The following is a 12,439-nucleotide window of genomic DNA, read 5'->3' as shown; positions in this document are numbered from 1 at the left end:
GTGCTGTACCGCGGGTTTTCCATAGAAAACCGGCGTTTCAATCATCATATGATAGCAAGCGCTAAGAGCTGAGCGACCCGGTTAGACAGTTCAACAACCACAGGAGACAAAGCAATGAAGATCAGGACAATTCTTGCCAGCGCGATGATCGCGGGGGGCCTGCTCGCAGGCGGCCACGCTGTCGCGCAAGACAAGCTCACCGTCTGGTGGGTCAAGGGCTTCTACCAGGCGGAGGACCAGGCACTCTTCGACGCCATCAAGAAGTACGAAGCCAAGCACAAGGGTGTGAAAATCGAGCTGTCGCAGTACCCGATCCAGGACATGATCCCCAAGACCGTGGCTGCGCTGGACTCTGGCAACCCGCCTGACGTCGCCTATGCCGACGTGTATGACTTCCAGGTCACGAGCAAGTGGGCCTATGACGGCAAGCTGGAAGACATCTCCAGCGTGATCAACCCGATCCGCGCGCGTTTTGCCCCCAACACGGTGGAGACGACGTTCCTGTGGAACGACGCAGCCAAGACCCGCGCCTACTACGCCTTTCCGATCAAGCAGCAGACCATGCACATCGAGTACTGGATCGACATGCTCAACGATGCGGGCTTCAAGGAGTCCGACATCCCGACCGATTGGAAGGGCTACTGGTCTTTCTGGTGCGACAAAGTGCAACCGGCTTATCGCCAGAAGAGCGGCAACCGCACCTTCGGCATCGGCCAGCCCCTGGGCGTGGACTCGAGCGACTCGTTCTTCTCCTTCCTGACCTTCATGGATGCGTACAACGTGAAGCTGGTGAGCGACAGCGGCAAGCTGCTGGTCGATGACCCTAACGTTCGTGCCGGCCTGATTGGCGCGTTGACCGACTACACCGCGCCGTACACCAAGGGCTGCTCGCCACCGTCGTCCACCAGCTGGAAAGACCCGGACAACAACGTCGCCTTCCACAACAAGACCACGGTCATGACACACAACGCGACGATCTCAATCGCGGCCAAGTGGCTTGACGACGCCAACAACGACAAGCTCAAACCCGAAGAGCGTGAACTGGCGAAGAAGAACTACAACGAGCGCATCCGCACGGCAGGCTTTCCAAACAAACCGGACGGTAGCAAGATGGTCTACCGCACGGCGGTGAAGACTGGCGTTGTCTTTAGCCAGGCCAAGAACAAGGCCCGCGCCAAGGAGTTCGTCAAGTTCCTGATGGAAGAAGAGAACCTGACGCCGTACGTCGAAGGCTCGCTCGGCCGTTGGTTCCCGGTGACCAAGGCCGGTCAGGCACGCCCGTTCTGGCAGGCTGATGCGCATCGGAAGTCGGTGTTCAACCAGTACGCCAACGGAACGGTGGGCTTCGAGTTCGTCAAGAACTACAAGTTCACCGTGCTGAACAACGAGAACGTCTGGGCCAAGGCGGCCAACCGCGTGCTCAATGAGAAGGTGCCGGTTGACAAGGCGGTGGACGAGATGATTGCCCGCATCAAGACGGTCGCATCCAACTAAAAACGAAAGTCCCTCCCCCCGCTGGGGGAGGGTACAAGCCATGAGCACCATCACCCTCGACACACCGGCCACCGCATCGGCCGTCAGAAAAAATGCCATGACTTCGTGGGAGAAGTGGGGCGCGATTCTTGTCATCCCCTACCTTCTCATCTTCCTGATTTTCGTGATCTACCCGGTGGGCTACGGCCTGTGGCTCGCGCGCCATCCGGAGAGTTACGAGCGGCTGTTTGCCGACCCCATTTTCTTCCGCACGGTGATCAACACCGTGATCTTTGTCGTGGTCTCCGTCAACATCAAGATGATGCTGGCACTCGGCCTGTCGGGCTTCTTCCTGAACACGCGCTGGTGGGTCAAGATCCTGTCGATGATCTTCATCCTGCCTTGGGCCGTGCCGTCGATCCCGACCATCCTGTCCATGCGCTTCATGCTCAACCCGGAGTGGGGCGTGGTGAACGCCGCCATCTACCGCTTCACCGGCATGGACGGCCCGAACTGGCTGAACGACCCGACGCTGGCGTTGGGCTTTTCGATGCTGGCGCATATCTGGAAATCGCTGCCGTTCTGGACGCTGATCCTGCTGGCCGGCCGTATGGCGATTCCGGGCGAGCAGTACGAAGCCGCGTCGGTGGACGGCGCTTCAGTGTGGCAGAAGTTCCGCTTCATTACCTGGCCGTCAATGCGCTCGCTGTACCTCACGTCCACCATCCTCTCGATGATCTGGACGCTGGGGGATTTCAACAGCGTCTACCTGCTCACGGGTGGCGGGCCGGCAGACCTGACGCACGTGCTGGCAACGCTGGGCATCCGCTACCTGCGTCTGGACCAGGTTGACCTGTCCCTTGCGTCCATCGTCGTCGCATTGCCGCTGGTCTTGCCTCTGGTGTATTTCATGATGAAGAGATTGTCCAAATGATGTGCCTCCACGCTCCCTATCGCTCCCTGACCCCCGGGGGGGCGCCCGGCCGCCTAGAGATGGCTCGTCGGAGGCCGGTATGACCCGCTCCGCATTGAAGGTCATCTCGACCGAAGCCAAGCTACTGCTCATCGGCATCCCCGTGTTGATCTGGACGCTGCTGCCGATCTACCACATGGTGCTGTTCGCGCTGTCGCCCAAGGACCAGGCGACGACGGGCCAGCTCTGGCCGAAAGCACCCACACTGCGAAACTTCGAGTTCGTGTTCATGCAGAAGCATTTCTACCTGGACCATTTCTGGATCCAGCTGTGGAATTCCTTGCTGATCGCCGTGTCGGTCGGCGTGCTCACGCTGTTCGTGTCGACCTGCGCGGCCTTTGCCATCAGCCGTTTGCGGGTTCCCGGCGGCCGTACGGTGATGAACATGGCACTGTTCACCTACTTCATCCCCGCGGCCTTCTTGGCCGTGCCCATGTACAAGACCATGGGCAACTATGGCCTGCTCAACAACCAGTGGGCGCTCATCCTGGCGATGGTGACGATCGCCTCGCCGTACTGCATCTGGGTGCTCAAGCAGGCGTCGGACAAGCTGCCTTGGGAACTGGATGAAGCCGCGAGGATGGACGGGGCCACGGCCATGCAACTCTTTCGCCTCGTTTACCTGCCATTGATGGTGCCTTCGCTGGTGGCGGTCGGGACGTACGCGTTGCTGCTTGCCTGGAACGAATACCTCTACGCCTTTTTGCTGCTGTCCAAGGACGACAGCGTGACGCTGGCGGTGGCGCTGGGCAATTTCCTCTCGGCCGACGACTCGCCATGGGAACTGCTCATGACCACGGGCCTTATCTACGCGATGCCGCCTGCGGCAATTTATTACGCATTCAAGCGCTATATGGTCGCAGGCCTCACGGCCGGCGCCGTTAAAAGCTGATTCACAGGAAAAATAAACAAAATGGCATCCGTCGCATTCAACAAAATCGAGAAGTCCTTCGGCAAGGTCAAGATCATTCACGGCATCAGTTTCGACATCAGCGATGGCGAATTCGTTGTGCTCGTCGGCCCCTCGGGCTGTGGCAAGTCCACGCTTTTGCGCATGCTGGCCGGGCTCGAAGAGATAACCGGTGGCGAGATCTCCATCGACGGCAAGGTCATCAACGACCTCGACTCCAAGGATCGCGACATCGCGATGGTGTTCCAGAGCTATGCGCTCTACCCGCACATGACCGTGCGCGACAACATGGCCTTCAGCTTGAAACTGCGCAAGGCCGACCAGGCGATCACCGACAAACGCGTGGGTGACGCGGCGCGCATCCTGAACCTCGACCCGTTGCTCGACCGCTTCCCGCGCGAGCTGTCAGGCGGCCAGCGCCAGCGCGTGGCCATGGGCCGGGCCATCGTGCGCGACCCCAAGGTATTTCTCTTTGACGAACCGCTGTCCAACCTGGATGCCAAGCTGCGTGTTGCCATGCGGGCCGAGATCAAGGCGCTGCACCAGCGCCTGAAGACCACGACCGTCTACGTGACGCACGACCAGATCGAGGCCATGACCATGGCTGACCGCATCGTCGTCATGCACGACGGCATCATCGAGCAGATCGGCACGCCGCTGGAGCTGTTCGACCGGCCGGGCAACCTTTTCGTCGCGCAATTTATCGGCTCGCCGTCGATGAACGTGATGAAGGGCACGCTTCGCGTCGCGGATGGCCGCACCTGGGTGGAAGCAGAGGGGCATTCCTGGCCGGCGCAGGCGCTGGCCAATGCGGTGGACGGGCAAGCGGTGAACTATGGCGTAAGGCCCACCGACCTGAAGGTCTCCACGACCGGCACAGGCATCCCTGCCAAGGTGATCGTGATCGAGCCGACGGGCGCGGAAACCGAGCTGCTGCTGGAAGTGGGCAATAGCAAGATCATTGTCGTCATGCATGGCCGCACCGATGCGCAGCCTGACGACATCATTCATCTGGACGTGGCGCCGGGCAAGGCCCACGTCTTCAACGGCGACAGCGGTCAGCGCCTGTCGTGAGCGCGGCCATGGTCGCCGACTCATTCAAGCTGAACGGCAGGCTGGCGCTCGTCACGGGGTCATCAGCCGGCATTGGCCTGGCGCTTGCGCGCGGGCTCGGTCAGGCCGGCGCGGCGGTGGTGGTCAACGGGCGCAATGCCGCCAAGGTGCAAGAGGCCGCGGCCCTGCTGCGCAGCGAAGGCATCACCGCACATGTGAGCGCGTTTGACGTGACGGATTCCGGGGAGGTGAAGGCGGCGGTGGAGACCATCGAGTCAACCATCGGTCCGATCGACATCCTGTTCAACAACGCGGGCATGCAGATCCGCAATTCGCTGGAAGAGTTTGCCGAAGAGGACTGGCGCAAGCTCATGCGCACCAACCTGGACAGCGTCTTCATGGTGGGCCAGGCCGTGGCACGCAAGATGATCCCGCGCAAGCGCGGCAAGATCATCAACATCTGCTCGGTGCAAAGCGAGATCGGCCGGCCGGGAATCTCGCCCTATATGGCGACCAAAGGTGCGGTGAAGATGCTGACCAAGGGCATGGCGATCGACTGGGGTCCGCATGGCCTTCAGTGCAATGCAATCGGGCCGGGGTACTTCAAGACCGAGCTGAACGAGAAGCTATCGTCGGATGAGAAATTCAATTCCTGGCTGATCGGCCGCACGCCGAGCCGGCGTTGGGGCGAAGTGCATGAACTGGCGGGGGCGGCGGTTTTTCTGGCCAGCGATGCGTCCAGCTTCATGAACGGGCATGTGCTGTATGTCGATGGCGGGGTCACCGCCCAACTTTGATTTTTTGTGAGCTGAACTTCAATGAATATGCGCGCCATCGTCTGCCACGCCCCGCTGGATCTGCGCTTTGACTCGCAGGCAGTCGAGCCCGTCGGCCCGAAGCAGATGCGCGTGCGTGTTGCCTTCGGCGGCATCTGCGGCTCGGACCTACACTACTTCCAGCACGGCGGCTTCGGCACGGTGCGCATCAAGGAGCCGATGGTGCTGGGGCATGAAGTTTCGGGCATCGTGAGCGAAGTGGGCAACCAAGTCGCGGGTTTCGCACCCGGGCAACGCGTGGCTGTGTCCCCATCGCGTCCTTGCGGCGTCTGCAAATACTGCCAGCTCGGCCAGCACAACCATTGCCTGGACATGCGTTTCTACGGCAGCGCGATGCGTTTTCCCCACGTGCAGGGCGCATTCCGCGAAACGCTGGTGATCGATCAAACGCAGGCCTACGCCGTGTCCGAAGATATTTCTTTGTCGGAGGCTGCGCTGGCTGAGCCGCTGTCGGTCGGCCTGCATGCCATCAATCGCGCGGGCGTCGTGTTCGGCAAGAAAGTGCTGGTCACCGGTTGTGGGCCCATCGGCGCCTTGCTGATCGCGGGCCTGCGGCGCGCCGGGGCGGCCGAGATTGTGGCGGTGGATATTGCGGAGTTGCCGCTGGCTTGCGCTCTCAAGATGGGTGCGGACAAGGCGATCAACCTTTCGGCGCAGCCCGATGCGCTGGCGCCGTATGCGTTGGAGAAGGGCTACTTCGACGTCATGTTCGAGGCCTCAGGCAATGAACGCGCGCTGCTGTCCGGGCTCCAGGTCGTCGCCCCGCGCGGTGTGATTGTGGCCGTGGGGCTGGGCGGCGACATCAAGATCCCGATGAACGCGCTGGTGGCGCGTGAGATCGATCTGCGCGGCACCTTCCGCTTCCACCCCGAGTTCGCGGTGGCGGTGGAGTTTTTGAACAAGCGCCTGATCGATGGCCGGCCGGTCATCACCGATATCATGAACTTCGACCAGGCGACGGACGCCTTCAAGCTGGCTGGCGACAAGGGTAGGGCCATGAAGGTGCTGCTGCAGTTTGCGCCTGATGCTGCGGCCAGGGCCGGGCTTGCGCAGGCTGGGGCCTGAGACGCGGGAAATTGCACGCCGGATTTATCCAGAACGAACACATGAACACGAACACGGAGCTTTTTTGACCACCTTCACCAAAGTTATTCTCTACACAGACGACGCCGACGGCCTCGCAAAGTTCCGCGAAGAGCAGGTTCCGCTGCCGGAGGGCAATCCGCAATCCATGCTGTCCACGCTGATGCCTTCAGGCGGCTACCAGTTGCGCCACAGCCCGGTAGGTTTTCGCAGCCAGTTTCATTGCTCGCCGCACGGCCAGTGGGTATTCATTCTGGGCGGCGAGATGGAGATCGGCTTGCAGGGTGGAATTTCCCGCATCTTCAAGCCCGGACAGCATTTCTACTCTGCGGACCTGCTGCCGGCCGGCGCCACCTTCGATCCGGCCGTGCATGGCCATTGGAGCCGCCAGGTAGGTTCGGACCCGTTGGTCACCTTGTTTGTGCGAGGCTAAAGGAACCCCATGGCCACCATGAAAAACGTCCACGGCAACACGGTTGACCACATCGGGGAAGCCATCGTCGCGGGCCGTTATACCGCCGGCATGTCCATGCCGCCGGAGCCGGTGCTTTGCGAGGAACTGGGCGTGAGCCGCACGGTGGTGCGCGAAGCGGTCAAGTCACTGATCGCCAAGGGGCTGGTTACCACCGGGCCCAAAGTGGGCACCCGCGTGCTGACCGAGGAGCACTGGAACTGGTTCGATCCCGACGTCATCGCCTGGAAGGCCAAGGCCGGCATCACGCCCGAATTTTTACGTGACCTGCTGGAACTGCGGCGCCTGGTGGAACCAGCCGCCGTGCGCATGGCCGCCGAGCGGGCCACGGCGGAAGAGATCGCCGGGATCGAGGATGCCTATGCCGGTATGAAGCGCGCCGTGGAAGGCGGCGGCGACTACGTCACCTACGACCTGCGTTTTCACCAGGGCCTGCTGCGTGCCGCGCACAACCGCATGCTGGTCCAGATGAGCAAGGCGCTCAGTGCCTTGCTGCGCACCAGCTTTGAAATTTCGACCATCCGCAAGGACGGGCCCAAGCGCTCCCTGCCGCTGCACCGGGCGGTGCTGGATGCGGTGATCGCGCGCAACCCGGCCAAGGCCGAAAAAGCCATTCTGGTGCTGATTGACGGCGCGCACGAGGATATCGAGCTGGTGCTCGGTTCGCGGCGCCGTTTGCCCAAACTGAGCAATCCGGCCAAGCAGCTGAAAGCAGCTTGAGCCTGAGGTGCGGAATTGGCCTTTTGCAGCCTTATGCCGCGCCGGACAGTTGCATGGCGGCACCCACGCAGTGGGATCGCCGCCGTTAGCGCTTAGCGGCCGGTAAACGAGCCGGGACCGCCAGGCCGGCGGGGCCCGTTGCCCCGGCCGCCGCCGCCACCACCGCCGCCATTACCACCACCAGAGCGGTTGCCGCCCCGGTAGTTGCCGCGGTTGCCGCCCGTGGGCTGGCCGGAGGACGGGAAACCCGAGGAGGCGTGGCTGGCGGGTTGCTGGTTGTCAAAGTCGTTGCGCGGCTCCCTCGGCTCGCTGCGGGGTGCGCGTGGCTGCTGGTCGTCGCGCGGCGGGCGCTGCGCCTGCTGGCGTGGCGGCTGGCCGTTCTGTGAGTAGCCCGAAGCCTGTCGTGGCTGGCCGGGGTTGGGTGTGCGGGGACCGCGGCCGCTGCCGCCGCCGTTACCGCCACCACCGTTGCCGCCGCCTGCGGGACCGCGTCCGCGCGCGCCGCCATTGCCGCCGCCGTTACCGCCACCTGCACCCCGCGCGGGCTGTGCGCCCTTGGTGTCGCGAATGCGCTGCATCATTTCAGTACGGGCTGCTTTGGCGGCAGCCTGCATCACGTCGCGGCTTGGCGGCTTGCCCAGGCCACCCCAGATGGTCTGGCGACCCATGGCCAGCGGCTCGGCGCGCTCGCCGGCTTCGGCTTCAAAGCCGGGGACCACGATTTTTTCGATGTTCTGCTTGGTGAAGCGCTCGATGTCCTGCATGAAGCCTTCTTCATCGAGGCAGACCAGGCTGACGGCTTCGCCGCTGTTCCCGGCGCGGCCGGTGCGGCCGATGCGGTGCACGTAGTCTTCGCTCACGTTCGGGATTTCGTAGTTCACCACGTGCGGCAACTCGTCGATGTCGATGCCGCGGGCGGCGATGTCAGTGGCCACCAGGGCGCGAATCGTTCCGCTCTTGAAATCGGCCAGGGCCTGGGTGCGGGCGGTCTGGCTCTTGTTGCCGTGCAGCGCCATCGCGGGGATGCCGTTTTTGGTCAGGTGTTCGGCCACGTTGTTGGCGCCGAACTTGGTGCGGGTGAACACCAGCACCTGGCTCCAGTTGTGCTCGTTGATGATGTGGGTCAGCAGCGCTTTTTTCTTGGCTCGCCCGACGGGATGGATGGTCTGCGTGATGCGCTGCACCGTGGTGTTGCGCGGCGTGACCTGGATGGATTCGGGGTTCTTCAGCAGGCCGTTGGCGAGCTCGCGGATTTCATCGCTGAAGGTCGCGCTGAACAGCAGCGATTGTTTTTGCTTGGGCACCAGGGCCAACACTTTTTTGATGTCGTGGATAAAGCCCATGTCCAGCATGCGGTCGGCTTCGTCGAGCACCAGGATCTGTACCTGGCTCAGGTCCAGCGTGCCCTGGCTCGCGTGGTCCAGCAGGCGGCCGGGAGTGGCGACCAGGATATCGACGCCGCGGCGCAGTTTTTCAATCTGGGCGCCCATACCGACGCCGCCGAACATCACCATGGAGGTGAGGTCGGTGTATTTGCCGTAGGTGCGGACGCTTTCTTCGACCTGGGCCGCGAGCTCGCGGGTGGGGGTCATGATCAGGGCGCGTACGGCGTTGACGCCGCGGCGGTTGGTCAGGCGCGCTTCGGTGGAAAGGCGCTGCAGCAGGGGCAGCGTGAAAGCTGCGGTCTTGCCGGTGCCGGTCTGGGCGCCGCCCAGCAGGTCCACGCCTTTGAGCACGGCGGGGATCGCCTGGGTCTGGATGGGGGTGGGGGTGTCGTAGCCCTGCTCGAGCACGGCCTTCAGAATGGCCGGAGCCAGATTCAATTCTTCAAATGTCATGATGTTGCGCCTGTGTGGCGCTTTAGATCGGCCTGTTGGGTGCCTTGTTGAAAGGCAAACCCGCCAGTCAAAGGCAGATGGGGTCAGAAAGTGGGCCCTAAACATTACGTTTTACATCGTAAGCAGCCACTTGAAGCGGTACCCGGATGTGCCCAAATGTTGAAGGCAACTGGAGCCAGCAACGCCTGTATTGTCGCACAGCAACGATAATGGAGGCATTCACGCATAAAACACGCTTTGCCAAAAGGCGTTTGCGCCCAGGCGCGGCGTGTCGTTCCAGCCCGCAAGAAAGCCTGCTGACAGCCTGTAGAAATAGCATGTACAGGCGGCAAGCAGCCCGTTTTCCTGCATTGTTTTCATTTTTACCAAAGTTAATCCTGATGGCTCAGTACGTATTTACTATGAACAAGGTCGGCAAAATCGTGCCGCCCAAGCGCCATATCCTTAAAGAGGTGTCGCTCAGCTTCTTCCCGGGCGCCAAGATCGGCGTGCTGGGCACCAACGGTTCCGGCAAGTCCACGCTGCTCAAGATCATGGCCGGCCTGGACACGGAAATCGAGGGCGAAGCCACTCCCATGCCGGGCCTGAACATCGGCTACCTGCCGCAGGAACCCAAGCTGGACCCCGAGCACACGGTACGCGAAAGCGTGGAAGCCGGCATGGGCGCGGTATTCGCCGCCAAGGCCCAGCTCGAAGCTGTGTACACGGCTTACGGGGAGCCCGATGCCGACTTCGATGCGCTGGCCGCCGAGCAGGCCCGCCTGGAAGCCATCATCGCCACCGCCGGCACCGATTCCGAGCACCAGCTTGAAATCGCCGCCGACGCGCTGCGCCTGCCGCCCTGGGACGCCAAGATCGGTGTGCTCTCGGGCGGCGAAAAACGCCGCGTGGCCTTGTGCAGCTTACTGCTGTCCCGGCCCGACATGCTGCTGCTTGACGAACCCACCAATCACCTGGATGCCGAATCGGTGGACTGGCTGGAGCAGTTTCTGCAGCGCTTTTCGGGCACCGTGGTGGCCATCACCCACGATCGCTACTTCCTGGACAACGCCGCCGAGTGGATCCTGGAGCTGGACCGCGGCCACGGTATCCCCTGGAAGGGCAACTACAGCAGCTGGCTGGACCAGAAGGGCGAGCGCCTGGCACAGGAGCAAAAGGGTGAGGAAGCCCGCGCCAAGGCCCTGAAGAAGGAACTCGAATGGTCACGCCAGAACCCCAAGGCGCGCCAGGCCAAGAGCAAGTCGCGCCTGGCCCGTTTTGAGGAACTCTCCGACTTCGAATACCAGCAGCGCAACGAAACCCAGGAAATCTTCATCCCTGTGGCCGAGCGCCTGGGCAATGAAGTCATCGAATTCAAGAATGTCAGTAAATCCTTCGGTGACCGCCTGCTGATCGACAACCTCAGCTTCCAGGTGCCCGCAGGCGCCATCGTCGGCATCATCGGCCCGAACGGCGCAGGCAAGTCCACGTTGTTCAAGCTGATCGCCGGCAAGGAAACGCCCGACAGCGGCGAAGTCGCCATCGGCAAGACCGCGCGCATGGCTTTCGTCGACCAGCACCGCGATGATCTGGCCAATGAAAAAACCGTCTGGGAAGACATCTCGGGCGGACTGGACATGCTGACCGTCGGCAAGTTCACCATGCCCAGCCGGGCCTACGCTGGCCGTTTCAACTTCAACGGTGCAGACCAGCAAAAACGCGTCGGCATGCTGTCGGGCGGAGAGCGCGGGCGCCTGCACCTGGCCAAGACCCTGATCGCGGGCGGCAACGTGCTGATGCTTGACGAACCCTCAAACGATTTGGATGTGGAAACCCTGCGCGCGCTGGAAGACGCGCTGCTGGAATTCGCCGGCTCCGTGCTGGTGATCAGCCATGACCGCTGGTTTCTGGACCGTATCGCCACCCACATCCTGGCCGCCGAAGGCGACAGCCAGTGGACTTTCTTCAACGGCAATTACCAGGAGTACGAAGCCGACAAGAAGAAACGCTTGGGTGAAGAGGGCGCCAAACCGAAGCGTGTGCGCTTTAAGGCCCTGCACTAAGCCTGGACGCAGTCATGACAGACCAGGAGGTTCTGGACAAAACCCGCTTGTGGCTCGAAAAAGCCGTGATCGGGCTCAACCTGTGCCCGTTCGCCAAGGCGGTCTATGTCAAGAACCAGGTGCGCCTGGTGGTGAGCCGGGCCCGCCATGCGGACGGCCTGCTCGAAGAACTGGACCGCGAACTGGATCTGCTGGCGGCGACGCCGGCCGAAGAGGTCGACACCACGCTGCTGATTCACTCCACGCTGTTTGACGACTTCCTGGACTTCAACGATTTCCTGGAAATCGCCGAAGGCGTGGTGGATGAGCATGGCCTCGAAGGTGTGATCCAGCTGGCCAGCTTTCACCCGCAGTTCCAGTTCGATGGCACCGAGCCCGGCGACATTGGCAACTACACGAACCGCGCACCCTTTGCCATCCTGCATTTGCTGCGCGAGGAAAGCGTGGAACGGGCCGTGGAGGCGTTTCCCGAGGCTGAGGCTATCTTTGAGCAGAACATCCAGACGCTCGAAAAGCTGGGCCACACGGGCTGGAAGGCGCTGGGCCTATAACGCTGAGGCCTTATTTGGGCAAGTGCTGCTTGAGCACCGCGTGCAGCTGCGCGAAATTAAAGGGCTTGGTCACGTAGCCGCTGGCACCCAGGCGCAAGGCTTCCTCCAGCCGCTCTGACTCCGCGCTGGCCGACAGGAACACAAAGGGCACCTGCTTGAGGGCAGGTTCCGATTGCAGCGCGGCCAGAACCTCCATGCCGTTCATCAGCGGCATCATCACATCGCAAAAAATCAGGTCCGGCTGCTGCTCTCTGGCCACTTGCAGGCCGGCATGGCCGTCTGCCGCTGCCAGGCCTTCGTGGCCCTCCAGCCGGACAAAGCGCAGCAGGTTGTCCCGGATATGGGATTCATCTTCAATCACCAGAATGCGCGCCATTTTTCTTTCGCATTGAAGTCCCCGCATTTCATCGTGGGCGGGGCTGATTTCCCTGAGCTACCCGGCAGGCTCTGTCGCAGTGCCGAGCTGGTATCCATCTTATAGCCTTACC

General features: G+C 62.1%; 12 protein-coding genes. 10 read left to right on the top strand and 2 right to left on the bottom strand.

Annotated features, from left to right (window positions below; genetic code table 11):
- Positions 1-114: 114 nt before the first annotated feature.
- The 8 genes from AC1DZE_RS15045 (at position 115) to AC1DZE_RS15010 (ending at position 7,520) form a co-directional block, all read left to right on the top strand.
- Positions 115-1,494, top strand: coding sequence for an ABC transporter substrate-binding protein (locus AC1DZE_RS15045; protein ID WP_477671420.1), 1,380 nt, complete (start codon positions 115-117; stop codon positions 1,492-1,494).
- A gap of 40 nt (positions 1,495-1,534) precedes the next feature.
- A complete protein-coding gene (locus AC1DZE_RS15040) occupies positions 1,535-2,407 on the top strand; it encodes a carbohydrate ABC transporter permease (protein ID WP_477671421.1) in 873 nt (290 codons plus the stop codon).
- A gap of 79 nt (positions 2,408-2,486) precedes the next feature.
- Positions 2,487-3,338: a carbohydrate ABC transporter permease gene (locus AC1DZE_RS15035; RefSeq protein ID WP_477671422.1), complete on the top strand. Its 852-nt coding sequence runs from the start codon at positions 2,487-2,489 to the stop codon at positions 3,336-3,338.
- A gap of 21 nt (positions 3,339-3,359) precedes the next feature.
- On the top strand, positions 3,360-4,430 hold the full coding sequence (locus AC1DZE_RS15030) for an ABC transporter ATP-binding protein (protein ID WP_477671423.1): 1,071 nt from the start codon (positions 3,360-3,362) through the stop codon (positions 4,428-4,430).
- A gap of 8 nt (positions 4,431-4,438) precedes the next feature.
- Positions 4,439-5,206: an SDR family oxidoreductase gene (locus AC1DZE_RS15025; RefSeq protein ID WP_477672894.1), complete on the top strand. Its 768-nt coding sequence runs from the start codon at positions 4,439-4,441 to the stop codon at positions 5,204-5,206.
- A gap of 27 nt (positions 5,207-5,233) precedes the next feature.
- Positions 5,234-6,310: an L-idonate 5-dehydrogenase gene (locus AC1DZE_RS15020; RefSeq protein ID WP_477671619.1), complete on the top strand. Its 1,077-nt coding sequence runs from the start codon at positions 5,234-5,236 to the stop codon at positions 6,308-6,310.
- A gap of 64 nt (positions 6,311-6,374) precedes the next feature.
- Positions 6,375-6,761 carry a cupin domain-containing protein gene (locus tag AC1DZE_RS15015; protein ID WP_477671425.1) on the top strand — a complete coding sequence of 129 codons (387 nt, stop codon included), beginning with the start codon at positions 6,375-6,377 and terminating at the stop codon, positions 6,759-6,761.
- Between the two features lie 9 nt (positions 6,762-6,770).
- On the top strand, positions 6,771-7,520 hold the full coding sequence (locus AC1DZE_RS15010) for a FadR/GntR family transcriptional regulator (RefSeq protein ID WP_477657613.1): 750 nt from the start codon (positions 6,771-6,773) through the stop codon (positions 7,518-7,520).
- Positions 7,521-7,612: 92 nt separating this feature from the next.
- Here the strand turns inward: AC1DZE_RS15010 and AC1DZE_RS15005 are convergent, their stop codons facing one another.
- On the bottom strand, positions 7,613-9,358 hold the full coding sequence (locus AC1DZE_RS15005; RefSeq protein ID WP_477671426.1) for a DEAD/DEAH box helicase: 1,746 nt from the start codon (positions 9,356-9,358) through the stop codon (positions 7,613-7,615).
- 380 nt (positions 9,359-9,738) lie between these two features.
- On the opposite strand from AC1DZE_RS15005, the gene ettA reads away from it, so the two are divergent.
- Both ettA and AC1DZE_RS14995 read left to right on the top strand, forming a co-directional pair.
- Positions 9,739-11,400: an energy-dependent translational throttle protein EttA gene (gene ettA, locus AC1DZE_RS15000; protein ID WP_457279253.1), complete on the top strand. Its 1,662-nt coding sequence runs from the start codon at positions 9,739-9,741 to the stop codon at positions 11,398-11,400.
- 14 nt (positions 11,401-11,414) lie between these two features.
- Entirely contained in the window at positions 11,415-11,951 is a 537-nt protein-coding gene (locus tag AC1DZE_RS14995) for a DUF1415 domain-containing protein (RefSeq protein WP_477674372.1), read from the top strand.
- Positions 11,952-11,961: 10 nt separating this feature from the next.
- Here the strand turns inward: AC1DZE_RS14995 and AC1DZE_RS14990 are convergent, their stop codons facing one another.
- Entirely contained in the window at positions 11,962-12,327 is a 366-nt protein-coding gene (locus tag AC1DZE_RS14990) for a response regulator transcription factor (protein ID WP_477671428.1), read from the bottom strand.
- Positions 12,328-12,439: the final 112 nt, after the last annotated feature.

This window comes from Polaromonas sp. P1_F1, assembly GCF_056405795.1.
The sequence above is the reverse complement of the archived record's forward strand: the minus strand, read 5'-3'. Positions and strand labels throughout refer to the sequence as shown.